The organism is Bacteroidota bacterium, from assembly GCA_016713765.1.
In the GTDB taxonomy this organism is placed as follows: Bacteria; Bacteroidota; Bacteroidia; order AKYH767-A; family 2013-40CM-41-45; genus Pollutiaquabacter; species Pollutiaquabacter aromativorans.
In genome coordinates this window covers 218,230-244,572 of sequence record JADJON010000003.1, presented here as the reverse complement: position 1 = coordinate 244,572, position 26,343 = coordinate 218,230, and the positions used below count along the sequence as shown (strand labels likewise).

Sequence of the window (26,343 nt, the reverse complement as noted above, 5' to 3'; positions counted from 1 at the left end):
AATAATGTAGTTTAATCAATAACCAAAATAAGAGTGCTATGAACTATAAACTCGGATTGATCAGTGCATTAACAGGCTTAGCGCTGTTATCCTCCTGTAAAAAGGACGAGGAAGAAACTCCGACACCTGCTCCGACTTCATCGACAGTCACTTTCTCCCTGCAGCATGAAGTGGATGGTGATGCGTTGGTATACAACACGCAGTGGTATAATCATCCCGCGGGTAGTTATTCCTACAGCGTCACACGGCTGTTCTATTACTTATCGGATGTGCGACTGGTGAAAGCGGACAGCAGTACGGTATTGTTGAAAGACTTCCAATATGTTGATGCGGAGCAAAGCCAGTTCTGCTCCTTTTCAGCTTCTTCGGTTCCGCTGGATGATTATATCGGTTTGAAATTCAATATCGGTTTGGATTCGGTTTTGAATCAGACTGATGCCTTGCCGGCGACTTCTGAAAATCAAGGCATGGAATGGCCGGTGCCGATGGGTGGCGGATATCACTTCATGAAGTTTGAAGGATATTATACCGATACCGTACAGCACGGATTCGCCATGCACCTCGGCCGCAATGAGAACCTGGTGAGCACCGCGATCTGGCAACGGGTAGCCGTACAATCCACCGCGGTCAATTTTACCATGACCATGAACTTGAATGAATGGTTTCGGAACCCGGCCATCTATGATTTCAATGTCGACGGTTCTTCCAGTATGGGCAGCATGTCGGCCATGATGAAATTGGCAATGAACGGACCTGATGTATTCAGATTAAATTAATAGATCATGAAACAACTCACCATTGCCGGTTGGTTGCTCGTTGGCGGATTGGCCCTGAGTGTTTCCGCTTGTCGGAAGGACAAGACGGATGAACCCGAAGAAGCGTATCAACCTACTCCGTATCAGTTCAATGTTCCGGCCGGTTTTCCCCAGCCGAAATACTACGAGAGCAATCCACTGACGGTGGAAGGAGTCCGGCTCGGGCGAATGTTGTTTTATGATCCGATCCTGTCTTCCAATGGCAAGTCGTGTTCCTCTTGTCATCCACAGGACGAAGCGTTTGCAAGATCCATCCATGTAAATCCCGCAGGTGAATCCGTCAGCATTCCGCCGGTAATCAACCTGACATTCAATCCGGATTTTGAGTGGTACGGACAGGAGCCGGTGATGGAGCATGTGCCGTTGGCGGATTTTGGTCCGGAGTTTTTTAATTCCAACATGGATACGATCCGGGCACGATTGAGCGGGCATGCCCTGTATCCCCGCTATGTCTATGAAGCATTGGGCATTAGTGATTTATATGCTGTCGGTGATGAAGAACTGAAGCACCAGCTTGCACGATCAATCATTCAGTTTATTCGCACCATCGTTTCTTCGAATTCAAAGTATGACCGCGTCATGCGGCATCAGGAAGTGTTCACGCCGGAAGAGTCGGATGGGAGCAATATCTTCTTTACCGAACGAGGCGATTGCTTTCATTGTCATGGTACCGCTCTGCTGACCAATAATCTGTTTCATAATAACGGTATGGACACGGTCTTTGTCGGGCAGAACCTGGGGCGGTTCCTGTATACCGGAGATTCAAGCGACATTGGTAAGTTCAGCGCCCCTACCTTGAGGAACATCGAATTGACACCTCCTTATATGCACGACGGAAGGTTTTCCACCCTGGAGGAGGTGGTGGAGTTTTATAATTCGGGCGTTCATTGGAATTCATTGAACATCGATCCGATCATGACAAAGCCCTTCAAAGAATACGGATTGCAATTGACGGCACAGGAGAAGGCGGATCTGGTCGCGTTTTTGAAAACGTTCACGGATACGTCCATATTGACCAATCCGGATTTCGCAAATCCATTCTAACTGAATATTCGTAAAGTTTTCGACCGCCGGAGAATTTTTTCCCCGGCGGTTTGTTTATTATATTTAGGAGAACCTATGAAAAGTCATTTTTTGAATTTCGACCTGGATGGTACTTCGTTGTCCAATTTCAATCAGCTATGAGTAAATCAAAAACAAATCGTGTTTCGGCCGGATCTTCCGGAAAGCATGGCCTGCATATCCGTCGATTGTTTACCAGGGAAGGTGTTTCGGCCTTCGATCAGTTTACCTATGAGTTGCGTGATTCGATCATCCGGAATCCGCAAGGCGATCCGATCTTCGAGATGCGCGGTGTCGAGGTGCCGGCAGGTTGGTCGCAGGTGGCAACCGACATTCTGGCCCAGAAGTATTTTCGTCGCACCGGCGTGCCGCGAACCGATGGAACGACCGGCGGTGAAACCTCTGTTCGCCAGGTTGTTCATCGATTGACGTCCTGTTGGGTGGAATGGGGAAAACGCTACGGATATTTTCAAGAGGAGCGGGACGCGCACATATTCTATGAGGAATTGGTGTATATGCTGCTCGCTCAGATGGCCGCACCCAATTCTCCGCAATGGTTTAATACAGGCTTGTATTCGGTTTATGGCATCACCGGTCAGCCGCAGGGCCATTACTATGTGGATCCGGATACGGGGGAATTGCGTCAATCGGCTTCGGCATATGAACGCCCACAGCCGCATGCCTGCTTTATACTGTCCGTGAAGGATGATCTGGTCAACCCGGGGGGAATCATGGACCTTTGGGTGCGTGAGGCACGTATCTTCAAATACGGTTCCGGTGTCGGAACGAACTATTCTTCCATTCGCGGAGAACACGAACGACTTTCCGGTGGCGGTTATTCTTCCGGGTTGATGTCGTTCCTTAAGATCGGAGACCGTGCCGCGGGTGCGATCAAATCAGGCGGGACCACCCGTCGCGCTGCGAAGATGGTCTGCCTGGATATCGATCACCCCGAAATCGAATCCTTTATTCTCTGGAAAGCGAAGGAAGAACAAAAGGTAGCGGCTCTGATTGCTGCAGGATATCCGTCCGACTACGAAGGCGAAGCCTACGCCACGGTTTCCGGACAGAATAGCAACAACTCGGTTCGTGTTCCGGATACGTTCTTTTCCGCGCTGGCGCAGAACCGGAATTGGGATCTTCGGGCCAGGACCGACGGTAGTGTCATCCGGTCCGTCAGCGCCCAAAAACTTTGGGAAGACATCGGTGATGCAGCATGGCATTGCGCTGACCCCGGATTACAGTTCGATACTACGATCAACGACTGGCATACCTGCCCGAATGGAGGACGCATTCGCGCGTCCAATCCCTGTTCGGAATACATGTTCCTCGACGATACCGCATGCAATCTCGCATCACTGAACCTGATCCGATTCTATGATGAAGTGACAGGACGTTTCAATGTAGAGGCTTATGAGCATGCTTGCCGGCTTTGGACGGTTGTCCTCGAAATATCCGTCTTGATGGCCCAATATCCGTCCGAAGAAGTTGCGCAAAACAGTTACGACTATCGGACCCTGGGCCTTGGATATGCCAACCTGGGATCCCTGCTCATGGTAGCAGGAATGGCGTATGACAGCCCGGAAGCAAGAGCCTTCGCCGCTTCGCTCACCGCGATCATGACCGGTACCGCCTATGCAACCTCGGCGGAAATGGCTTCCGCGCTCGGGCCGTTCGCAAAATTCAAGGAGAACCGGGATGCGATGCTGCGTGTAATTCGCAACCATCGTTATGCCGCCTATCATGCGGACGATGCATATGAAGGATTGTCGGTCAAACCGGAAGGGATCGATGCAGGCAGATGCCCTGATTACCTCCTCAAAGCGGCTTGCCATGCCTGGGACAACGCCTTGCAGGAAGGGGAGCGTCATGGGTTCAGAAATGCCCAGGTGAGTGTCATCGCTCCTACGGGGACGATCGGGTTGGTCATGGATTGCGATACGACGGGCGTTGAACCGGATTTTGCTTTGGTGAAGTTTAAAAAGCTCGCCGGCGGCGGATATTTCAAGATCGTGAATCAAAGCGTATCCAAGGCCCTGAAGCGATTGGGCTATTCGCCCGGGCAGATTCAGGATATTGAACAGTACGCTAAGGGACACGGTACACTCTACGGCGCACCGGTCATCAACCACGAAACCCTGGAGGCGAAGGGCCTTTCCAAAGCCGAGATCAGGGCCATTGACAGTTTGTGCCTGTCGGCCTTTGATATTCGCTATGCCGTAACGGTCTGGTCCCTGCAGGACGAATCATTGCAAAAACTCGGTATCACGACGGCCCAAAAGAAAGATCCGGACTTCAGCCTGCTCGAGCACCTGGGCTTTACGGAAGAACAAATTGAGGAAGCGAACGCTTTTGTTTGCGGTACGATGACCGTCGAGGGCGCACCTCACTTGCGGGAGGAACATCTCCCGGTTTTCGACTGTGCGAATCGGTGTGGGAAGATCGGGCAGCGGTTCATCGAACCGCTCGGACACATCCGGATGATGGCCGCGGTACAGCCGTTCATTTCCGGCGCTATTTCTAAGACGATCAACCTCCCACATGAATCAACCCGGAAGGATATCCTGGAAGCTTACCATTTCGGCTGGGAGAAGGGCCTGAAGGCGGTTGCCATTTATCGCGACGGATCCAAATTGTCGCAGCCCTTGTCCGCCAGAACCAAAAAGAAGGATGCACCTGCTGCACCTGCTGCACTGACGCAGGAAATCAACAGCGAACTCCTGACCGCTGATCAGGTGCTGGATGCGGCACGACGCATCATCCAGTCGAGCTCCGATACGGTTTTCAAACGGCAGCTTTCGAACATTGTGCAACGCAAACGACTTCCTGCACGCCGCAGCGGTTTTACACAAAAGGCGAAGGTGGGTGGACAAACGATTTTCGTTCGAACTGGTGAGTATGACGATGGTACTTTGGGGGAAATTTTCATCGACATGCACAAGGAAGGTGCCTCCTTCCGGTCGCTGTTGAACTGCTTCGCCATCGCCGTGTCCATCGGTCTGCAGTACGGTGTACCCCTGGAGGAGTTGACGGAGAAATTCATCTTCACCCGTTTTGAACCGTCCGGACCGGTGGAACACCCGAATATTCGTTCCGCCACTTCGGTAATCGATTACATCTTCCGTTTACTCGCGTTGGAGTATCTGGATCGAACGGACCTGGTCCAGGTGCCTCCCCAGGCTCCGGTCTCACACAAGTCGTCCGTGCCGATTGAAGTCAGGCACACCCAACCTTCGGAAATCAACACGGAGCTGGCGGGTCAGCAAACACAGGAATACCTTGCCGGCATGATGGGCGACGCTCCCGTCTGTCATAACTGTGGACACATCACCATTCGGTCGGGCAGTTGTTACAAGTGCCTGAATTGCGGAACGAGCCTGGGTTGTAGCTGAGCATAGGCAACTAACAAGCGGATCCAACCGGATCCGCTTGTTTTATTGTCTGCGGATTTCATCTATCCCCGGAGAGTAGTGCATCCAGTCGCTCGAAGAGATGCACGCATTTTCCCGAAAGCTCCTGCCACTCGGATTCGGATTTTTGATAGCGCGACAAAAGCCAGTTGCTTAAGTGGACCATGGACGATGGAGGAGGCGCCGTCGTGTTGCCATACACTGCCATGACGAAGGGTGCCAGCAGTTCAAGACTTTGTCGCTCCTGAACGTTGAGAATCCGTTCGGGTAGCAATCCGAGCCGCTTACAGAATTGGATCGATTTGCTAACGAATTTTTTCCGGTCACCATCGAAGTGACTGGAGAACTGTTCCGTCATCCACCGGCTATAGCGGATCGGGAACGGTTGGGCGTCGCTTCCATCGGGTAACAGCAACAGATCCGATTCCGCCAGCCTGCGGAGCGTGGAGGACGCGGATTTGTATCGACGAATAGCATTGATCTTGTCAAATTCCTCTGCAGCCAGCGTTCGCAGTTCCGCCTGAAGCGGTCGAAAACCATGGCGATAATAGAACCAGAAGGCGCCGCTTTCGATCCCTTCCGGATTGTTCTTTCCAATCTGATACGGTTCCACCGCGAATGTCTTCACCCCGAACGCTTGTGAATACGTGCGGATCAGTTGGGCGAACAGCCAGGAAGACTCACCTCCGCGGTATGCCGGGAAGATGTTGATGCCGATCTTGGCCTGTCCCCGGAAGATCCAACTGCCGCCGTAGGCTTGTGGTAAACCATTCTTGTAGGCAACGTAGCCCACATAACTATCAAGCGGTAAGCGCCGATTCGGCCGAAGGAAGAACAACGCGATCCCCGTTCCACGTCCGACCGGATACCAGCGTGTCTCCTCCGGATCCGTAAAGGTTACCGGGTCTGTCTCCCGAAAGAGGTTGAACAAGGTAACGCGAGCGTTTGTCCAAAGGGATTGTCGCTGCCTCTCATTCAGGGAAATAGGCTTTGGCAGTGGTCGGGATATTTCTTCCTCGAAGTTAATTTTGCGAAGTAGCGAACTGTGGAAGTAAATTGGCTCGGCGGAAAAACGTGCCAACGTTCTGGTCAACTCCGGCTTGTCCAAACGGGCTTCTACATACAATTTCTGATTTTCATACAAGAGGTCGCGCAATTCTTGTGAGACCGGCAACTCCTGAAAGATCCTGACCAGTCTGCTTAGAAGTCGTTGATCACCGTTGAACCTGGCCAACCAGGGTTTTAGTTCAAGCGTGCGTTCTTCGGTTACCCCGTTCTCGCTCGGGTGAAGGCCCCGATAAAGCAGTTCCTGAAAGGGGAGCTCGGTTTCATCTTGTCCTTCCAGTCCGAACGATTCTGGAAACCGCTTCACCAACCACTGAACGAGTTCAAAGCTGAAGGATCCGACCAGCAATGAATTCGCGATCCCGGTTCCGGATAGTGCATAACGCTTTCGCTCATCCGTGCTGTTCCACCATTGGAGGGAAAGATCGGTTAAGCGCTGGAGTTCCTGCCGACACCGGGCATACAGGTTTTCGTCTGGAGCATAGGCTTCAGCTAATAGCAATGCGTCATGGTAAGCGGTGAAGACTTTGACGGAGCGAATCGGTCGACCGAGCAGGGTGTTTAGGATGTCCGCTTTTTCGGTGGCGTGATCCGCATCGAATTGGAGCAACGTATTCCGAAATGCCAATACCTCAGACTCCCCAATTGGCGTGATTTTAGGCTTCACGTCCCGCTTTCTGGAGCGTACTGGCAATTTGGGGTTTTTCGCTCCGCGCATCATCTGGCAAGGCATACCAAGTTCCGACCCTTGACGTGGCTGGTGAGATGATTTTAGTCAGGAACTGATGTGACGATGGTCATTCGGTATGCTTAGTTGAAAAAGCAATTTTGAAAACCAACCGATTCGTTATGCCCATCTACCATCGACAGGGGTTGCTGCCTGCAAAACGGCACGTCGTATTTCGTCAACCCAACGGCCAACTCTATCAGGAAGAACTCGTCGGAACACAGGGTTTCAGTGGCATGTCCTCTCTGGTCTACCACCTGCATCCGCCGACACGGGTAAAGCAGACGGGAAAGCCTTTTGGCATCCTACCGAAAGTGGCCGTTGAGAACAACATGCGAAGCCTGAGTTTTCACGGACTGGAAATTCCCACGGAGCAGGATTATTTGCGCAGCCGGAAGATTCTGTTCATGAACGATGACATGCGCATCGGGTTGATGGCGCCGTCCGAAACAGCTGGTTACTTCTTCAAGAACGCCGACGCGGACGAGATGCTCTTCGTACACAAGGGGTCTGGTACCCTGAAGACCATGTTCGGTTCGATTCGGTTCGGATACGGCGATTACCTGGTCATTCCCCGGGGTACTGTCTATCAATTGAATTTCGATGATGCCGAAAATCGTCTCTTACTCGTCGAGTCCAATGGGCCGATCCTTACACCACGTCGATACCGCAATGATTTCGGCCAATTGCTCGAGCACTCGCCGTTTTGCGAACGAGATTTCCGCCGTCCGGAAAACCTGGAAACACATGCCGAGCCCGGCGACTTCGAGATCATGATTCAGAAGCGGGGGACGATTTTCCCGTACACCTACGCGTTCCATCCGTTCGATGTCGCGGGTTGGGATGGCTATCATTATCCTTACGCGTTCTCCATCTTCGACTTCCGAGCCCCTCACCGGCCGCATCCATATGCCGCCTCCTATTCACCAGACGTTTGAAGGCCGGAATTTTGTGATCTGCTCCTTCGTGCCGCGCATGTACGACTACCATCCGGAAGCGATCCCGGCACCTTATCACCACAGCAACATCGATTCGGACGAGATACTGTATTATGTCGATGGCGACTTCATGAGCCGAAACAACATCCACAAAGGTCAGTTGACGCTCCATCCGGCCGGTATTCCGCACGGCCCGCATCCCGGGGCGATCGAACGAAGCATCGGTCAGAAGGAAACAAAAGAACTCGCGGTGATGATCGACCCGTTCCATCCCGTCATGATCACCGAAACCGCCCTCGAGCTCGAGGTACCGGAGTATTACCTCTCCTGGCTCGACAAAGAAACTACCAACGCCTGATTATTGACAAAACCATACCATCACCATGGAAACGCTGATCCAACAAGGTCCTGAACTGAAAACCGAAGGCGATTTTCTGCCGATTCACGGAACGGATTATATCGAATTGTATGTGGGAAATGCCAAACAGGCCGCCCACTTTTATAAAACCGCTTTCGGATTCCAATCGCTGGCGTACGCGGGGCTCGAAACGGATGTCCGGGATCGGGCGTCCTACGTCTTGCGCCAAGGTAAGATCACCCTGGTGCTGACGACTCCCATGAGTTCAGCCACACCGATCGCTGATCACATTCGGCAGCACGGCGATGGTGTGAAGGTCATCGCCTTCTGGGTCGATGACGCGACCTATGCCTTCAACGAAACGGTTCGCCGTGGTGCGCAACCCTATATGGAACCCACCACCGAGTCGGATGCGTTCGGTAATGTGACCCGATCCGGTATTCATACTTACGGAGAGACCCTGCATATTTTCGTGGAACGCAAGAACTACCAAGGCGTCTTCCTGCCGGGTTACGAAAAATGGGAAAGTGAATACAACCCTACGCCGATCGGCTTGGAGTACGTCGACCATTGTGTAGGCAATGTGGAGATGGGACAGATGAACCGCTGGGCGAAGTTTTACGAAGATGTGCTGGGTTTCAAGAACCTGATCACCTTCGACGATAAGGATATCAGTACCGAGTACACCGCGTTGATGAGTAAGGTGATGTCGAATGGTAACGGCCGTATCAAGTTCCCGATCAACGAACCGGCGACCGGTAGGAAGAAATCGCAGGTGGAAGAGTACCTCGATTTCTACGAAGGTGCCGGTTGCCAGCATATCGCGGTCGCTACGGATGACATCATCTTCACCGTATCCGAATTGCGCAAGCGTGGGGTGGAGTTCCTCTATGTGCCGGGCTCTTATTACGATACCGTTCCGGAACGGGTGGGAAAAATCAAGGAAGATCTCGAGGTGTTGAAAGGATTGGGTATCATGGCCGATCGGGATGAAGAGGGTTATTTGCTCCAGATTTTCACCAAACCGGTTGAGGATCGCCCGACGCTTTTCTTCGAGATCATCCAACGTGTAGGGGCGAAATCTTTTGGTAAAGGTAATTTCCAGGCACTCTTCGAATCGATCGAAGCGGAGCAGGCAAGGAGAGGAACCCTATAACGGATAATCAGATGGGCGGATCCGGTTACTTTCACTGCCGCCCATTTTATTGTATATTGGGACATGCAACCCTCTGCCGCGAATAAGAAACAGCTTGTAGAACCTTTCTACGAACTCAGTTGTCATAACTGTCCGGTACTGGACTGTTCGGTCTTGCGCCATTGTACGCAGGATTGTCTTGAGAAGATCGATAAACTCAAGAAAGTAGTCGGATTCTTCAAGGGACAACGGATCTTATTGGAAGGTAACCCGGCCCGGGGCGTTTATTTCCTGCTGCAAGGTAAGGTGAAATTGTTCAAGACGGATGTTCGTGGTCAGGAAGTGATCATTCGCTTCGCTAAACCAGGTGATATCGTCGGGCTGAGTGTCAATACCGAGCGACCCGAGAATGAAGTGTCCGCTACGGCGATGGAGGACACCATGCTGTGTCATGTCAACCACGATGCCTTTGTTGAATTACTGAATTCCGATGCAAAGCTTGCTTTTGAGTTGTTGCGATTTTACCGTGCCGAACTGCACAAGACCGAAATGCGCAGCCTCAAACTGGCAACCATGACGGTACAGGAAAAGGTGGCTGATGCACTCGTGACCATTTATGAAGCTTACGGAGCGGAAGGGAAGCAACGCACGCTCTGCCTCGAACTTTCCCGACAGGATATTGGTAACCTTGCGGGGACAACCAAGGAACAGGTCAGCAAAGTCCTGACGGACTTGAAGAACAAAGGTATGATCGACACGAACGGAAAACAGATCGACCTGATCAACCTGAGCGCCCTGATGCAATTGGCAGGCTTGGCTTGAACGGATTAACTTTCTGTTAACCCATTCGGGTGACATTGCTCATGAGTGATCGGTCAGTCGTTGGGATACTTTTGAACAAACATCAGCCATGAATCAGACCCACATCCATTTACTCCTCAATCACGTTGCCATTCTCGGAGCAATCTTCTCTTTCATTCTGCTGTTAGCGGGATCTGTTTTTGGTCAGGTTGTTCTGCGGAAGTCGGCACTGTTCGGACTGGTATTCTCGGCGATCGTAGCCGTTCCCGTTTTTCTAACGGGAGAACCTGCTGAGGAAGCGGTAGAACACCTGCCGGGCGTAACGGAGTCGGCCATTCATGAGCACGAGGAGGCGGGCGAAGCCGCTATCTGGGTGATCGGCGTAACCGGAATTGTCTCGGCGATAACCTTGTTTTTGGGCATCGGCCCGGCCGGTAAAGGTCGTCGCCTCCTGGTGCTGGTTTATTTGTTAGCCGTCATGTCGTCCGTTTCATTGGCCAGAACTGGCTGGTTGGGCGGTAAGATCCGTCACTCCGAAATCAGTTCCGCCGCCCCGGCAAATGTTGCCGGTGAACAGGATGATGATTAAATATCGCATGAAGCAATTCAATATTATAGCCATGAAAAGACTATTGATCCCCGTCGTAACGTGCTGTTTGGCAATGTTGGTTTCGTCCTGTTCGACCGGTACCAACGAGCAAACCGGAAATCAACCGGCTGATACTGTTCAATCCGCCGCTGCTCCGGCCACGGAAGCGGCTGTTGCCACCGACTCCGTAAATGCTGCCACCGAAAAAGCCGGACAGGCTGGTGAGCAGGAGGAGGAGAAGGAGAAAGACGACAAGGACTGATCGTCAGATCAGTGTAATGTTCTGTGAGTTTAGTGGTGCAATGCGCCGGAAAGATGACGCTCATCATCTTTCCGGCGTGTTCTTTTATTCTAATTTGCAAGCAATATGTTCGTACGTCTGACCCGAAAATTCCCCTTCGAAATGGCGCATGCCCTGTATGGGTATGATGGTCCATGTAAGAATATTCACGGCCATTCCTATCGCCTGGAAGTGACGGTGCTGGGGAAGGCGCTGCAGGAATCAGGACATCCGAAAGACGGAATGTTGATGGATTTTGGAGACCTGAAAAAAATCGTCAACGAAGCCGTAGTCAACCAGTTCGATCACGCCCTGGTGTTGAACGGACAATCTCCGCACAAGGACCTGGATAGGATGAGGGACAATTTCGAAAAGATCATCTATGTCGATTATCAACCGACCTGCGAGAACCTTTTATTGGATTTTCGCGAGCGGATCGCCGCGAAGTTGCCGAACTCGGTCCGTATGGTAAGCATGCGATTGCACGAAACTGCGAACGCCTTCGCGGAATGGAACGAAACGGATCAGCCCCGGTAATCATGGACCATCGTTTATATGTGAAGTACAATGTTCCGGGTCCACGCTATACGAGCTACCCAACTGTTCCGTATTGGGAGGGCGCGATGGAACAAGACCAATGGGCCGAGGAGTTGAGTCTTCAGGCACATGCGCACGCGGCAGAAGGCATCAGTCTTTATGTTCACCTTCCTTATTGCGAAAGCCTCTGTACCTATTGCGGTTGTAATACGCGTATCACCGTCGATCATCGGGTGGAAGGTCCATATATCGACGCGGTCTTGCAGGAATGGTCGATGTACAGAAAGCGGATCGGCGATCGGCCGTTGATCAAAGAGATTCATCTAGGAGGCGGGACGCCTACCTTCTTCGATCCGGCTCAACTGCGGCGTCTTATTCTCGGGTTGCTCGATGGCTGTGCCATAGCCGACGATCATGAGTTTGGATTCGAGGGGCACCCGGCCAATACCACCCGGGAGCACTTGCAGACTCTCTATGACCTCGGCTTCCGGCGCGTGAGTTACGGCATCCAGGACTTCGACCCCAAAGTCCAGGATATCATCCACCGTTTTCAATCGGTCGAACAAGTAGAAGCCGTGACCAGCTGGTCGCGCGAGATCGGTTATACGTCGATCAACTATGATCTTGTTTACGGCCTACCGTATCAAACGGAAGACAGCATCCGGCAGACGCTGGGCGTTGTTCAACGGCTCCTGCCGGATCGCATCGCCTTCTACAGTTACGCTCACGTACCCTGGCTGAAGCCAGGGCAACGGCGCTTCACCGAAGCCGACCTGCCGGAAGGCGAAGCCAAAAGAAGATTGTACGAACTCGGGCGATCCATGCTGGAATCGTCCGGATACGAAGAGATCGGCATGGATCATTTCGCTCTTCGCAGTGACGCTTTATTTCAGGCAGAGAAGAACGGAAGGCTCCACCGGAATTTCATGGGTTATACCACCACGACTTCCCGGATCATGATCGGACTCGGCGTCAGCAGCATTTCCGATTGCTGGACGGCGTTCGCCCAGAATGTAAAAACCGTAGAAGCGTATTTAGAAATGGTGAGGGCGGGCCGCCTGCCGGTATTCCGGGGCCACCTGCTGAACGACGAGGACCGGATCCTTCGCCGGCACATCCTGAACCTGATGTGTAATATGAGGACGGCCTGGAACGAACCTGGAAGCCGGGTGGACTGGCTGGATCGCATCCCGGAAGAATTGTCGGAAATGGAGCAGGACGGATTGGTTCGTCTCACTCCGGCTTCCGTTGAAGTCACTCCAGCAGGTCGCGCCTTCGTTCGCAACATTTGCATGGCCTTCGATGCCCGGCTCTGGCGGAAGCAACCGGAGACCAGCCTGTTCAGCATGACCGTCTGACCTGACCTTTGTCAGTACCGGTCTTGACCCGCGTCATTCAGCGGAAGCGGCATTTAGTGGCATTTTTACATAAAATTAATTGTCATGGCCACCGAAGCTGTAAAAGCCACTTCCCACACATTCGATGTAGCGTTGCAGTGGGATAAGATCAGTCAAAGCGGGGTGATCCGCACGGGAAATCGTATGCCGGTATTGTTCGCTGCTCCTCCGGAGTTCAACGGTACCGATACGGTTTGGTCGCCGGAACATCTGCTGGTTGCATCGATCTCTTCGTGTTACCTCACCACGTTCAACTACTTCGCGCAGTTGTTAAGGGTTGAACTGAAGGATATCCGGGTAAGGGGAGAGGTAGAGATTGAAAAAGTGTCGGGTGGCGGATTTTGGGCAAAGGCTTACCGGATCTATCCGGAGATCGAATTCCCGAATACCCCCGATCCGCATGTAATCGACAACCTGCTTTCCAAAGCGAAGCGCTACTGCATTGTCAGCAATTCCGTAAAGGGCGAAGTGATAGTAGAGCCGCAAATTCGTTATAATTGAAACGCGGTCGCTAAGGCCGGTTGTTAGAATGAAAGAAACACTGACCGACTCCCGGGTCTTGTGTTACCATTGCGGCGACGAATGCCGTGAAACAACACTCACCTTCGACAGCAAGACCTTCTGTTGCGACGGTTGCAAATTGGTGTACGAGATTCTTCAGGAGAACAATCTTTGCACCTATTACCAATTCAATGATAAACCAGGCGTTTCTCCCAAGCAGGCGCGCGACGAGCGTTTTGCCTACCTGGACGATGCCCAGGTGCGGCAGAAACTCATTCAGTTCTGCGACGATTCCCAGACTTCGGTAACGTTCTACATTCCCCAGATGCACTGCAGCAGTTGCATCTGGCTGTTGGAGCACCTTTACCGGATCAATCAGGCGGTCGTCCGTTCACGCGTCAACTTTTTGAAACGGGAAGTCAGCATCAGTTTCCGGGAGAAGGAACTGAGCCTGCGGGGTCTGGTCGAAATGCTCGCGACCATCGGCTACGAACCCTTGATCCAATTGAATGACCTGGAGAAGGAACGGAAAGTCAAGCTGGACCGCTCTATGGCGTACCGGATCGGCGTAGCGGGATTCGCGTTCGGAAACATCATGCTCTTCTCGTTTCCCGAGTATTTCTCACTAAGCGATTACATCGAGCCGGGTTTCAAGGGTATCTTCAGTTACATCAACTTCGGACTTTCCCTTCCGGTATTTTTCTACTGCAGTTTTCCGTTCTTTAAGGCGGCTTGGCAAAGTCTCCACCAGAGATTCCTGAACATCGACGTGCCGATCGCGCTCGGTATTCTCATCATGTTCATTCGAAGCCTGGAGGAGATCCTGACGGGCATCGGTCCCGGATATCTGGATACGATGGCCGGCCTGGTCTTCTTCATGCTGATTGGTCGCGCTTTTCAGAATAAGACGTACGCGACACTTTCCTTCGAACGCGACTACAAATCGTTCTTCCCGATCGCGGTCATGGTCCGGAAGAATGACAAGGAAACTTCCATTCCGGTCTCCTCACTGCAGGTCGGCGATCGGATGATCGTACGGAACGAAGAATTGATTCCGGCCGACAGCATCTTACTGAAGGGTGATGCGAGCATTGACTACAGCTTTGTCACCGGTGAAGCCGTTCCGGTTACGCGCCGAGCAGGGGAGTGGATCTACGCCGGCGGTAAGCAACAAGGCGCCGCGATTGAAGTGGAAGTGATCAAGCCGGTTTCGCAAAGCTACCTGACGCAGTTGTGGAACAACGACGCGTACCTCAGCAAACATGAGGATTCCGGTTTTCAGTTACTGGTCAATCGGATCAGCCATTATTTCACCATCTTCATATTGGCGGTGGCGCTTGTTTCGCTCGGCTATTGGATGATGACGGGCGATTTCAATCGAGGCTGGGCTGCCTTCACTGCGGTGCTTATCATCGCTTGTCCGTGCGCGCTCGCCATCTCCTCGCCCTTCACGCTCGGAAACATCCTACGGGTGTTCGGCCGGAATAAGTTTTATTTGAAGAACTATTCGGTCATCGAGAAGCTCGCACGGGTGGATACGGTCGTCTTCGACAAGACCGGCACGATCACGCAACGCGATCAGGCGGAAACGGGATGGGAGGGGACAAGTCTGGATGACGTGCAACTACAGGCTATCCGGTCGCTCGTCATGCAGTCCGCACATCCGCTGAGCCGACAAGTCTACCGATTCTTGCCTGAATCGAATCGATTACCGGTGCAGGAGTACCGGGAGGTTCCGGGAAGTGGCCTTTCAGGAATTGTCACCGGAAAGAATATCCTGCTTGGTGCTCCATCGTTCTGCGGACTGGAGGCGGTCAAGACGGAGGAAACGGAGTCGTCGGTGTATTGCAATATCGATGGAAAAGTCCTCGGAAGGTTTTTTATCCGAAATGCGTATCGGGAAGGACTGGAAGATGTATTGAACTACTTGAATAAACACAACTTCCGCAGGCTGGTACTGACCGGTGATCACCCTGGAGAGGCCGTGCGCCTGCGTCAATTGTTCGGAGCCGATGCGGAGATCCGTTTCCGTCAATCACCGGCCGACAAACTCAACGCGATCCAGGCTTTACAGCAGGAAGGACGAAACGTCCTGATGATCGGCGACGGGTTGAACGATGCCGGTGCCTTGAAACAAAGCGATGTCGGGGTATCGATCACGGACGACATCAACAATTTCTCACCCGCCTGCGACGGTATTCTCGATGGTTCCCGCTTCAATCGACTGGGCTCGATCCTGCGTACAGCCAAGGCAAGCCGTCGGATCATTCTGGGTAGTTTTCTGATCGCACTGGCTTATAACGCCGTGGGTTTGTGGTTCGCCGTCCAGGGAAACCTGTCCCCGGTCATCGCGGCCATCCTGATGCCGATCTCGTCCGTCACCATCATCAGTTTCACCACGGGAATGTCCAACCTGGCGGCCCGGAAATAATGGGAATTGCTGAGGTGGGCGAAAATGCGATGCTTTGCCCGCATTGTTGATAAGTAATTGAAGATTAGTTATATAGGACTAAATGAAGCGTCTGACAGAAATCATATTTTAGGCTGATTAGAATCATCTTCAGGCCTGCCTGTCAGGGATATTTTTACGCAAAAGTTTCCGTCACGTGAGTGTCATCTTCCTCCTGATCATCTTCAGTCTCCTGCTGGCCATCGGATTTCTCGTGGCGTTCATCTGGAGCGTAAGGGACGGCCAGTATGAAGATGAATACACCCCATCCGTCAGGATGCTTTTCGAAGACGAGCCCCAAAAACAACAATCCACATCAACCGAAGATTTATGATCACAGAAAAATTCCGTTACGACAACAAGATCGTCCGGGACTTCGCGATTGCCACCATTGTCTGGGGCTTAGTCGGATTCCTGGTCGGCCTTTGGGTGGCGCTGGAAATGACCAGCAACAAGTTCAACCTTGCGCCCTACTTTAATTTCGGACGCCTTCGCCCGCTGCACACGAACGCGGTGATTTTCGCCTTCGTCGGCAACGGAATTTTCATGGGGGTCTATTATTCTTTGCAGCGCCTGCTGAAGGCACGCATGTTCAGCGATGCCTTGAGCCGCATCCACTTCTGGGGCTGGCAATTGATCATCGTCGCCGCCGCTGTTACACTTCCGTTGGGTATCACGACGAGTAAGGAGTATGCCGAGCTGGAATGGCCCATCGACATCATGATCGCGCTCGTTTGGGTCGTTTTTGCGATCAACATGTTCGGAACGATCATCAAGCGCCGGGAGCGACATCTCTATGTGGCAATCTGGTTCTATATCGCCACCGTGGTGACCGTTGCGGTGTTGCACATCGTGAATTCGCTCGCGCTTCCGGTTAACTTCCTCAAGAGTTATTCCGTTTTCGCCGGAGTTCAGGATGCCTTGGTGCAATGGTGGTACGGCCACAACGCGGTCGCGTTCTTCCTGACCACTCCGTACCTGGGCCTGATGTACTACTTCATGCCGAAAGCTGCTGAGCGTCCGGTGTACTCGTACAAACTTTCCATCATCCACTTCTGGGCGTTGATCTTCCTCTATATCTGGGCTGGTCCGCACCACTTGTTGTATACCTCACTTCCGGATTGGGCGCAGTCGCTCGGCGTAGTCTTCTCCGTAATGCTGATTGCTCCGTCTTGGGGCGGTATGATCAACGGCTTGCTGACCCTCCGTGGCGCCTGGGACCGTGTTCGCGAGAATCCGATCCTGAAGTTCATGGTCGTGGCCGTTACCGCGTATGGTATGTCCACTTTCGAAGGACCGATGTTGTCGACGAAGAACGTCAACGCGATCTCGCACTATACCGACTGGACCATTGCACACGTGCACATCGGCGCGCTCGGCTGGAACGGGATGTTGACCTTCGGCATCCTGTACTGGTTGATCCCAAGACTCTATCGGACCAACCTGCATTCACGCAAACTGGCCAATTTCCACTTCTGGATGGCCACCCTCGGCATCCTCTTCTATGCGATTCCGCTTTACTGGGCAGGCTTTACGCAATCGCTGATGTGGAAGCAGTTCACTCCGGACGGCGTATTGAAATACCCGAACTTCCTCGAAACCGTAGTACAGATCCTGCCGATGTACAAACTGCGTGTGGTGGGTGGTACGCTCTACATCATCGGATCGTTCGTCATGGTTTACAACCTTGTTAAAACCATGGGTGCAGGCAGCTTTGTCGCCAATGAAGATGCGGAAGCACCAGCATTGGAGAAAGTCGCTCCGGAGGACAAGGGTCACTGGCACCGTTGGATCGAACGTCGCCCGGTTCAAATGCTGTTGCTCAGCCTGGTGATGATCCTGATCGGTGGACTGGTCGAGATCATCCCGATGCTGACCATCAAATCGAATATCCCGACCATAGCTTCAGTCAAGCCGTATACGCCGCTCGAACTGGAAGGCCGCGACATCTACATCCGCGAAGGTTGCTACACCTGCCACTCCCAGATGATCCGCCCGTTCCGTTCCGAAACCGAACGCTACGGTGAATACTCCAAATCGGGTGAATTCGTCTACGACCACCCGTTCCAGTGGGGCTCCAAACGTACGGGACCGGATCTGGCACGCGAAGGCGGTCGCTATCCGAACTCCTGGCACTTTAACCACTTCATGGATCCGTCCACGATGTCGCCCGGTTCGATCATGCCGTCCTACATGTTCCTGATCGAAAACGATCTCAGCACCGCCAATACGGCCGCGAAGATCAAAACCATGCAGAGTCTGGGTGTACCGTATCCGGAAGGATATGCCGACCAGGCCGGCGCGGATCTGAAAAAGCAATCCGATATGATCGCCGCCGACCTCAAGAAAAACGGCATCGAAGTGGATCCTGGAAAAGAAGTGATCGCCTTGATCGCTTACATGCAACGCCTTGGTAAGGATATCAAAGCTTCTGAAACCGCTTCACGCTGATCCGTCATGTTCAAGAACTATTTCAAAGGAATCGAAGGCATCGACAGCTATCCGCTGTTCCTGCTGATCGTATTCTTCGCCTTCTTTGTCGGGCTGACCTTCTGGCTCTTCTGGAAAGCCGATAACAAAGAAATGCAGGAACTCGGCGAAATGCCGCTGCACGATTCCATCACCAACGATACCACACAACCGTAAACAACCATCCCGCATATGAACACCATCTATAAGATCCGGTTACTCGTTACAGGTTTGCTGAGCCTGCTGACGGTCACCGCCGGTGCGCAAGCCGCCGGAGATGCTGCCGCACAGAAAACTCCGGCACAGGTTCCACAGGCCTTCCTAGAGCCATCCTTTTACATCTGGCTGTTGGTCGCGTTCATTCTTGTCATTGTGATCATCGCCCTGTCTCAAGCGGTAAACTCGCTCAGCAGGACCATTCAGGAAAAGTCCGGCCTGCCGGCTGCCGCAAGCACGGCCGCCACGGAATATCGTCGCAAGGACACGGCCTGGAGTAAACTGATGCAGTCGCTCACCGCTTCCGTCCCGGTCGAGAAGGAAGAGGATGTCATGTTACATCATAATTATGACGGCATCCAGGAATTGGACAACCAATTGCCGCCCTGGTGGAAATGGGGATTTTACTTCACCATCGTGTTCGCCTTGGTGTACCTCGTGAGTTACCACGTCAGCGGCACCGGAAAACTTCAGTTGGCCGAGTACCAGGACGCCATGAAGGAAGCCGAGCAGGCAAAGGAAGCGCGCATGAAAGCCAGCGCTGACTTTGTGACGGAAGCCAACGTCGTTGCTTTGACCGAGGCGGGGGCAATTGCGTCGGGACTTGAAGTTTATACGAAGAATTGCGTCGCTTGTCATGGCGATAAGGGGCAGGGTACGGTTGGTCCGAACCTCACCGACGATTTCTGGATCCATGGTGGAGGCATCAAGAATATTTTCCGCACGGTTACGGAGGGGGTACCGGCTAAAGGTATGATCAGTTGGAAGAGCCAGCTCTCACCCAAGCAGATTCAGGAAGTAGGCAGTTTCATCATTACCTTACATGGAACCAATCCGCCCGGAGCGAAAGAACCGCAGGGCGATAAATGGATTGAAGCAGGGGCGGCGCCTTCCGATTCGGCGGCGGCAGTTCCGGCCGACTCTGCGGCTGCGCCAGCAGTGGCGGCGAAGTAAGTGAACAGTAATCATGGCATCTCAAGCTCGACCGGGCGATCCGGGTTCATTCAGAGACAGCGTCTCGACCATTAGTAAAGAAGGGAATCGGGCCTGGATCTATCCCCAGAAACCGAAAGGTCCCCTTTATAATAAGAGGACTTGGGTCAGCATCATCCTGCTGACCTTCCTCTTTGGTACACCGTTCATCAAGGTGAACGGACATCCGCTGATGTTATTCAATATCATCGAGCGGAAGTTCATTCTCTTCGGTATTCCATTCTGGCCGCAGGATTTCTTCCTCTTCGTGCTGGCGATGCTGACGTTCGTCGTCTTCATCATCCTGTTCACGGTCATCTTCGGTCGCGTATGGTGCGGATGGGCCTGCCCACAAACCATCTTCATGGAAATGGTCTTCCGGAAGATCGAATACTGGATTGAGGGCGATTACACCCAGCAAAAGGCCCTCGACAAAGCGCCCTGGACGCCGGACAAGATGCTGAAGAAGACAGGTAAGTACATAGCCTTCTTCCTGATCTCCTTCGTCATTGCGAATACTTTCCTGGCCTATATCATCGGCATCGACCAGTTGAAGTTACTGGCAGTGGACGGCCCTTTCGCCCACATGGTGGGCTTCATCGGGCTGGTGGTATTCACGTTTGTCTTCTTCCTTGTCTATACCCGCTTCCGGGAGCAGGCCTGTATCGTTGTTTGTCCCTACGGCCGGTTACAGGGAGTTTTGCTTGACCGTAATTCGATGGTCATCGCCTACGACTACCAGCGCGGAGAACCGCGTGGTAATATCCATAAAGGCGAGGATAGGAAGTTGGGCGATTGCATCGACTGCCACCAGTGCGTGAATGTCTGCCCGACGGGTATCGATATCCGGAACGGTACTCAGCTGGAGTGTGTGAACTGTACAGCCTGCATCGATGCGTGTGACAACATCATGGACCATGTGGGATTTCCGAAAGGACTTATCCGCTGGGCCAGTGAGAACAATATCGCCAACAAGGAGCGATTCCGGTTTACGGCCAGGATCATCGGCTACATCGCGGTCTTGTTGGTGCTGCTGACCACGCTGATCACCTTGCTGGTGCTCCGCTCCGATGTGGAAACGACCGTGCTGCGGACACCTGGACAGATGTACCAGCAGCTAACTGACGGTACGATCTCCAACCTCTACAACATTCAGATCGTCAACAAGACGTTTAACGATCTTCCGTTGGATGTCGACTTGGTATCGCCAGCCGGTGAGATCAGGTATGTGGGCCAGGAACTGAACATGGTCCGGCAGGATTCATTGGCGGAAGGTGTTTTCTTTATTGTCCTGGATCGGAACCAGATCCACCAGATCAAAACGCCGGTCGTGATCAGCGTTAAGTCTGCGGGTAAGGAGATCGATCGTGTGGAAACGAATTTCATGGGACCCAATACTAAACAATAGCAACATGCGCTTCAACTGGGGATTCGGAATTGTCGTCGCGGCCGGTTTGTTCGTCGCGTTCATTCTCAACCTGGTCTACCAATGCTCTCAACAGCAGGTCGACCTGGTGACGGATAAGTACTATGAAAAGGAGCTCAAGTATCAGGAGCAGATCGATCAGGAGAAAAACACCCTCGCGCTCTCGGGTAAGCTTACCGTGGTAGCCGGGCCGGGTGAAGTCGTGATCCGTTACCCGGAAGACCATCAATCAGGACAAATGACCGGCGAGGTGCGCTTCTTTCGTCCGGACAATGCGAAACTTGATTTTACCGTTCCGGTGAACTCCGGATCAGCCAACGAGCAGCGGATCGCAACGGAGAAAGTCAAGCAGGGCTGGTGGAACGTCCAGGTACAGTGGAATCACGCGGGTAAGCCTTTCTATCAGCAGGAGAAAGTCCTCATCAACTGAAGATGTTCCTGTATTCCGCACTCATCGTCGGTTTTGTCGGCAGCCTGCATTGTGTTGGCATGTGCGGACCGATCGCGCTCAGCCTTCCATTACAGGACAAGGCGAGCTGGCGGTTCCTCTTCGGACGATTGATGTACAACAGTGGGAGGGTCGTTACCTATACGTTCCTCGGGGTACTGGCAGGACTGATCGGGCATACCATCGCGATGGCGGGATTTCAACGTTACTTGTCGATCGCTTCCGGACTGTTGATCCTGCTCGCGGTAGCGGTACCGGTGATCGCGCGCTACCTGGAACGGCTTTCAGCCTCCTCGGCAAAATGGACCGGCGTCATTCGTTCCGGTTTCCGGAAACTTTTTTCTTCGCATTCCGGCACACGTCTCTTTGCCATCGGCTTGGTAAATGGATTGTTACCGTGTGGGATGGTGTACCTGGCCGTTGCAGCCGCGGTCGCGACGGGAGATGTCGTGTCCAGTGCGACTTATATGTTCCTGTTCGGATTGGGTACGGTACCGGCCATGTTTGCCATGACGGTTGCCGGCAGTTTTTTCGGCTTCCGGTTTCAAAAGGCGGTTCGCCAATTGACGCCGGTTATCGCCGTAGTGATAGGCGTGCTCCTGATCATCCGGGGACTGACGACCAACCCCAAGGATTGTTGCCGGAACCACAAGGCTTCATACAGCCAGTCCATTACCCGTTAGGGTTTTTACGATCATGGTAATGCCGATCAGGATCAGCAGACTGAGTACGATCTTGCGAAAAGTGGGCTGAGCTATTTTCCCCAACAGTCGTTTCCCCGCATAAGAGCCTGCAAAGGCGATCAGGATCAAGAGGGGAATGTACCAACTGAATTCCGATCGGTAAAAACCGTTTTGCCAGTAGACGATAGTGCGGCTGAGGTCGACAAAGAAGTCGATGCCTGCGGATGTGGCGATGAAAGTGGACTTCTCCAGATCGAAGGCGGCCAGGCTCATACCACGAATGGCGCCACCGGTCCCGATCAATCCCGCGAGGAATCCGGCAACCGATCCGCCCGTGACCGCGCTGACCCGGTCTTGTGACAACCGGAAGCTCGGGTACATCATGACAAAACTCCCGAACAGCAGCAGAAACACGCCCAGGATCAATTCCAGATATTGGAGGTAAAGATCCTTGCTCAACCAGGCGCCAAGAATGACGAATACCGTGCTGGGAATGCCGTAGAGCAGCAATAGCCGGAAGTCCAAGTGCCGGTAAAACAAGAAGAGCTTTGCGGTATTGCTGAAATCGTGCAGAATGGCTGTCAACATCAGGACCGTCTGAAAGTCGAACAAAAACTGGGCGATTGGAACGAAAAAGACGGACGATCCGAAACCGCCAATGGTTCCGACAATTTCCGACAGGAAGGCGAGCAGCAAGAATGCGATCAGGTTGAACATCCCGGTGGTGAGGTTGGTGAACGATCATTCGATGACCGCCCGATTGCCGGCAATTTCGTAAATTTGAGAAAAGTCGGGAACATGTTTACACCAGAAGTGCAGATCGCGATGGCCTTCCTGTTGCTCCGGGGAGTAGCAGGCGCTTTATTCTTCTTTCAGGGATATGATAAGCTCTTCAATATCGGGGTACCGGGCGTGGCTACGGCCTTCACCGATGCCAATAGGAAGGATATCCTGCCCACCAACCTCTTTCGCTTTTTCATTACCATCAGTTCATGGGTGGAATTCATCTGCGGTGCCTTGTTGTTCTTCGGCTTGTTCCGCGGATTCGCTTTAACCTGTCTGTCACTCAACCTGCTGTTCGTTGCCATCGCCTTTTCGAACTTCAAGGCGATGTGGGATATGCAGTATTTCTTTCCCCGGATGGTGTTCGTTACCGCGCTCTTGCTGATGCCGTGGGCCGCGGATCGCTGGAGCCTGGACCTCCTGCTCGAAGCCTATTTGCCTTGACGACCCCGGCTGTCGAGTGTAAAGACCCGCGACAGGTTGAAGCCGAACATGATGTCGCCTTTTCCCCATTTTCCTTCGGTATCGGCCAGGTAAGCCCGCTCGTTCATTCCGCGTGTATTGGAAAAATGCAATTGAAATACATGGCCACCGGTTTCGATATCGAATCCGATCGAGAGTGGATTGCGATAAGCTGGTGAAGGCCCGGGATTGAAGTTGTAAGAGTAATCGGCTGTCAGCGCAATGCGCTTGTTCAATTTCACACGTGTACCCACGCCCAGCGCGTACAGATCACTCGGGGCTTCGGTGGTAGGCACGAGATTTCGGTGAAGTAGTGTCGGCGTTAGCTGCAGACTGAAGACGTCGTTGAATTTTCTACCAAGGATGACTTGATGATAATAGGCCAGTCTGGATGTGAAGTAGTTGTTTCGCTCCGGTTGTGTCCACTCGCTACCATCAAGGGTCATGCCCGATAGCAGGATGATGGAAAATGGAAACGCTCCCTTGCCGGTGGATTGCTGCAGCAGGCGGAACTTCAGAAAACCATCGAGCTCTTTTTTAAACGTGCTGCGGCCTACGCCTGCGGTCAAATGATCCGTGATGCCGTAGTCAAAGCCCATGCGCATGCTGGCCTGATCGAGCCCGAAGAGTTCTTTGACTCCCTGGTTGACACGACCGAAGCGGTGCAGGATGCGGAAATCCAGTACGCCACCGGCAATCATTTCCATCGAATGCCCATTGATCACCCGGCTGGATTTGAAGGCGTTCTTTACAGGTTCGCGAACGGGCGCGTCATTGCCCAACAGCGACAACATGTCGTCCTGGGCACGTACCGTTAAGGTGGTCAGCAGGAGACCCAATAGCAGGAGAGAGTAGTTTTTTTTCATGGTGCAGCGGCAATAGGATACAACACGGGCCGGTGAGTTGTTGGTTCACCGGCCCGTGAGGTACCAGATCGGAATTTGTTGGAACGAGCGGCAGATCGATGATGCTGCCGGTTGTGACTGGCCTTACAGGGCCGTGGTGGGGAGGAAACCGTATTCTTTAAGAAGCCTTTAGTGGCTCGTAATTCACATCCACTTTGATCGTTGCTTCTTTGGCGACTTTGTCTTTGACCAGGTTCGGGATGACAATATTGAAATCGCTGAACAGGATCTTGAAGTTGGATTTACCGCTGACGATCGCGCCACCTTTAACCGTCAACGAGCCGTCGGCTTCGACTTCTTTTGTTACGCCGTGAAGCGTCATCTGGCCTTTCAGTTTTACCGGGTAGCTACCGTCTTTGGAAAGGTTGACCTCTTTGATGTTGGTAACGCTTCCTTTGAATGTGGACTTGGGATATTTATCCGACTCCACATAGTTTTCGTTGAAGTGCTCCTGCATCAACGCGCGCTCGAACGCAAACGCTTTCAACAGGACCGCGAATTCCATCGCGCCGGAACCGGCATCGATCACACTGGTTGCTTTTTCGTTGGTGGCTTCGATTTTTTCCGGGCTACTTGGGGTGGTAGCGTCAAAGTAAATCTTGCCGGTTTTGGTAAAGTAGCGGTTCTGGGCGCTTACGCCTGCAGTCAGGAAAGCCAGAAACGCGATCAGGATGGATGTTTTCATTGGATTTTATTGGGTTTTGATTGTTAATGCACGAATGGTGCCAGATCAGACACTGGCCATGATGCGTTCGTCAACGGCGGTTGGATCCGTGTAGGCTGTCAGGTGGTGAACGTAGATGCCAATGTAGTCGGCGTCGGGAAACCCGATCACGGCGCAACGACAAGTTCCGCCTGAAACGGGGATAGCCAATTCCTCATCCGACCACAGGTTCAGTAACAGCGGATACTCGGAGGTCAGCTGATCCGGGAGCTTTTCGCTGGCCATGCAATTCCATTCCTTCAGCAGACCGGTCGCGGCCTTATTCGCGTACAGGATCTTGCCGGACGGACTGATGCGGAGAACAGGCATTGACATTTCACGAAATGCTACAGATCGGAACTCAACGGGTTGATCGAGACTCTTCATGGCTTAGCTGGGGTTGGAGGAAACGACACAATCGACCAGGACTACATCCATGAGGATCCCGGTGCAGATCCCTTTGATGGATACGGACTGGCCTTTCTTAAGCGTAAGCGCGCTCTCCTGATTCGCTTTTTCGAACTGACAAGTCACGCCGGAAAGGTCGCCGCCCTGCAGGGTGATATTCAGTACTCCTTTTTCGTCGGTGGCGATATCACCGACAACGCCGTTCACTTCGATGACTTTACCCAGGTACTGTTTGTTGGCGGCTTCCTCGTTGTCCTGAAACTGTGTTACGAGTTCCGTCGCGGTTGATTGAAACTCTGCATCAACCGTCTTGATGCTCTGGTGAGGTTTGTTGAAGAGATACACGCCGATTCCTCCGGCCGTCAATACGCCCAACAATCCACCGATGATCAGAAGCTTTTTCATTTTCGTTCTCATTAAGTATTATGGTTGACCGGCACTGATCCACGCCTGGATCGTCCGGATTTCGCAGTCAGATAGTTTTGGTGCGCTTTGCGGCATGGCACTATAGCCGGAGCGGTGTTCGATGGAACCCATCAGTCGGCCGTTATCGGCATAGGTCTTGAGATTGGTTGCGCCTTCCAGGGTGATCCCGCCCAGGCCGATACCGGTACCATGACAGGAATAACACGAACGTCGGATGATCGGTTCAACATTCGAAGAATAACTCACATTGGAGGTGTCGCAAGCTGAACTCCCGGGATATAATTCTTCCTCAATATCGTAATAGCAACCGTTGAAGCTCATCACACTGAACAAGGCTACGGCAGACGCACGCATTCGAGCCTTTTGGAGGTCTTTCAA

Annotated in this window: 26 protein-coding genes and 1 pseudogene; 20 read left to right on the top strand and 7 right to left on the bottom strand. The window is 52.7% G+C overall.

The window, feature by feature from the left end; all coding sequences use genetic code 11:
- The first annotated feature begins 38 nt into the window (after positions 1-38).
- From IPJ96_11830 to IPJ96_11820, 3 genes are all read left to right on the top strand, one after another.
- Positions 39-776: a hypothetical protein gene (locus IPJ96_11830; protein MBK7911018.1), complete on the top strand. Its 738-nt coding sequence runs from the start codon at positions 39-41 to the stop codon at positions 774-776.
- A gap of 6 nt (positions 777-782) precedes the next feature.
- On the top strand, positions 783-1,859 hold the full coding sequence (locus tag IPJ96_11825) for a c-type cytochrome (GenBank protein ID MBK7911017.1): 1,077 nt from the start codon (positions 783-785) through the stop codon (positions 1,857-1,859).
- Positions 1,860-1,996: 137 nt separating this feature from the next.
- Entirely contained in the window at positions 1,997-5,269 is a 3,273-nt protein-coding gene (locus IPJ96_11820; GenBank protein MBK7911016.1) for a vitamin B12-dependent ribonucleotide reductase, read from the top strand.
- 58 nt (positions 5,270-5,327) lie between these two features.
- Here IPJ96_11820 and IPJ96_11815 read toward each other — a convergent pair whose 3' ends face one another.
- Positions 5,328-6,962, bottom strand: a complete 1,635-nt coding sequence (locus tag IPJ96_11815; GenBank protein ID MBK7911015.1) for a hypothetical protein — start codon at positions 6,960-6,962, stop codon at positions 5,328-5,330.
- 239 nt (positions 6,963-7,201) lie between these two features.
- On the opposite strand from IPJ96_11815, the pseudogene IPJ96_11810 reads away from it, so the two are divergent.
- The 16 genes and pseudogenes from IPJ96_11810 to IPJ96_11735 all read left to right on the top strand — a co-directional run bounded on the left by IPJ96_11810 (position 7,202) and on the right by IPJ96_11735 (position 22,278).
- Positions 7,202-8,375: pseudogene (locus tag IPJ96_11810) on the top strand (homogentisate 1,2-dioxygenase).
- 25 nt (positions 8,376-8,400) lie between these two features.
- A complete protein-coding gene (hppD, locus tag IPJ96_11805) occupies positions 8,401-9,531 on the top strand; it encodes a 4-hydroxyphenylpyruvate dioxygenase (GenBank protein MBK7911014.1) in 1,131 nt (376 codons plus the stop codon).
- 63 nt (positions 9,532-9,594) lie between these two features.
- Positions 9,595-10,332 (top strand): Crp/Fnr family transcriptional regulator, encoded by a 738-nt coding sequence (locus IPJ96_11800; GenBank protein MBK7911013.1) that lies wholly within the window; start codon positions 9,595-9,597, stop codon positions 10,330-10,332.
- Positions 10,333-10,420: 88 nt separating this feature from the next.
- Positions 10,421-10,900 (top strand): hypothetical protein, encoded by a 480-nt coding sequence (locus IPJ96_11795; protein MBK7911012.1) that lies wholly within the window; start codon positions 10,421-10,423, stop codon positions 10,898-10,900.
- A gap of 73 nt (positions 10,901-10,973) precedes the next feature.
- On the top strand, positions 10,974-11,162 hold the full coding sequence (locus IPJ96_11790; protein ID MBK7911011.1) for a hypothetical protein: 189 nt from the start codon (positions 10,974-10,976) through the stop codon (positions 11,160-11,162).
- A gap of 105 nt (positions 11,163-11,267) precedes the next feature.
- Complete coding sequence (locus IPJ96_11785; protein ID MBK7911010.1) at positions 11,268-11,717, top strand: 6-carboxytetrahydropterin synthase; 450 nt, start codon at positions 11,268-11,270, stop codon at positions 11,715-11,717.
- Between the two features lie 2 nt (positions 11,718-11,719).
- On the top strand, positions 11,720-13,075 hold the full coding sequence (gene hemN / locus IPJ96_11780) for an oxygen-independent coproporphyrinogen III oxidase (protein MBK7911009.1): 1,356 nt from the start codon (positions 11,720-11,722) through the stop codon (positions 13,073-13,075).
- Positions 13,076-13,159: 84 nt separating this feature from the next.
- Complete coding sequence (locus IPJ96_11775; GenBank protein ID MBK7911008.1) at positions 13,160-13,615, top strand: OsmC family protein; 456 nt, start codon at positions 13,160-13,162, stop codon at positions 13,613-13,615.
- Positions 13,616-13,643: 28 nt separating this feature from the next.
- Entirely contained in the window at positions 13,644-16,046 is a 2,403-nt protein-coding gene (locus IPJ96_11770; protein MBK7911007.1) for a heavy metal translocating P-type ATPase metal-binding domain-containing protein, read from the top strand.
- A 175-nt stretch (positions 16,047-16,221) separates the two neighbouring features.
- The gene (ccoS, locus tag IPJ96_11765) at positions 16,222-16,398 is read left to right on the top strand and encodes a cbb3-type cytochrome oxidase assembly protein CcoS (protein MBK7911006.1); all 177 of its coding nucleotides are present in this window, start codon (positions 16,222-16,224) and stop codon (positions 16,396-16,398) included.
- Positions 16,395-18,515 (top strand): cytochrome-c oxidase, cbb3-type subunit I, encoded by a 2,121-nt coding sequence (gene ccoN, locus IPJ96_11760; protein ID MBK7911005.1) that lies wholly within the window; start codon positions 16,395-16,397, stop codon positions 18,513-18,515. Before ccoS ends, ccoN begins: the two co-directional genes overlap by 4 nt.
- Before the next feature lie 6 nt (positions 18,516-18,521).
- Positions 18,522-18,710, top strand: a complete 189-nt coding sequence (locus IPJ96_11755) for a cbb3-type cytochrome c oxidase subunit 3 (GenBank protein MBK7911004.1) — start codon at positions 18,522-18,524, stop codon at positions 18,708-18,710.
- A gap of 15 nt (positions 18,711-18,725) precedes the next feature.
- The gene (locus IPJ96_11750; protein ID MBK7911003.1) at positions 18,726-19,703 is read left to right on the top strand and encodes a c-type cytochrome; all 978 of its coding nucleotides are present in this window, start codon (positions 18,726-18,728) and stop codon (positions 19,701-19,703) included.
- Positions 19,704-19,716: 13 nt separating this feature from the next.
- Entirely contained in the window at positions 19,717-21,129 is a 1,413-nt protein-coding gene (gene ccoG, locus IPJ96_11745; GenBank protein ID MBK7911002.1) for a cytochrome c oxidase accessory protein CcoG, read from the top strand.
- A 4-nt stretch (positions 21,130-21,133) separates the two neighbouring features.
- Complete coding sequence (locus IPJ96_11740) at positions 21,134-21,577, top strand: FixH family protein (protein ID MBK7911001.1); 444 nt, start codon at positions 21,134-21,136, stop codon at positions 21,575-21,577.
- A 2-nt stretch (positions 21,578-21,579) separates the two neighbouring features.
- Positions 21,580-22,278: a sulfite exporter TauE/SafE family protein gene (locus IPJ96_11735; protein MBK7911000.1), complete on the top strand. Its 699-nt coding sequence runs from the start codon at positions 21,580-21,582 to the stop codon at positions 22,276-22,278.
- Here IPJ96_11735 and IPJ96_11730 read toward each other — a convergent pair.
- Entirely contained in the window at positions 22,252-22,995 is a 744-nt protein-coding gene (locus tag IPJ96_11730; protein ID MBK7910999.1) for a sulfite exporter TauE/SafE family protein, read from the bottom strand. The genes IPJ96_11735 and IPJ96_11730 overlap by 27 nt on opposite strands.
- Positions 22,996-23,076: 81 nt before the next feature.
- On the opposite strand from IPJ96_11730, the gene IPJ96_11725 reads away from it, so the two are divergent.
- The gene (locus IPJ96_11725) at positions 23,077-23,505 is read left to right on the top strand and encodes a DoxX family membrane protein (protein ID MBK7910998.1); all 429 of its coding nucleotides are present in this window, start codon (positions 23,077-23,079) and stop codon (positions 23,503-23,505) included.
- Here IPJ96_11725 and IPJ96_11720 read toward each other — a convergent pair.
- The 5 genes from IPJ96_11720 to IPJ96_11700 all read right to left on the bottom strand — a co-directional run bounded on the left by IPJ96_11720 (position 23,493) and on the right by IPJ96_11700 (position 26,343).
- The gene (locus IPJ96_11720; protein MBK7910997.1) at positions 23,493-24,389 is read right to left on the bottom strand and encodes a hypothetical protein; all 897 of its coding nucleotides are present in this window, start codon (positions 24,387-24,389) and stop codon (positions 23,493-23,495) included. The two genes, IPJ96_11725 and IPJ96_11720, sit on opposite strands and share 13 nt — an antisense overlap.
- Before the next feature lie 157 nt (positions 24,390-24,546).
- Complete coding sequence (locus tag IPJ96_11715; protein MBK7910996.1) at positions 24,547-25,113, bottom strand: YceI family protein; 567 nt, start codon at positions 25,111-25,113, stop codon at positions 24,547-24,549.
- Positions 25,114-25,158: 45 nt separating this feature from the next.
- Positions 25,159-25,461: a hypothetical protein gene (locus IPJ96_11710; GenBank protein MBK7910995.1), complete on the bottom strand. Its 303-nt coding sequence runs from the start codon at positions 25,459-25,461 to the stop codon at positions 25,159-25,161.
- Between the two features lie 60 nt (positions 25,462-25,521).
- Positions 25,522-25,944, bottom strand: a complete 423-nt coding sequence (locus IPJ96_11705) for a hypothetical protein (GenBank protein MBK7910994.1) — start codon at positions 25,942-25,944, stop codon at positions 25,522-25,524.
- An 18-nt stretch (positions 25,945-25,962) separates the two neighbouring features.
- On the bottom strand, positions 25,963-26,343 hold the full coding sequence (locus IPJ96_11700; GenBank protein MBK7910993.1) for a hypothetical protein: 381 nt from the start codon (positions 26,341-26,343) through the stop codon (positions 25,963-25,965).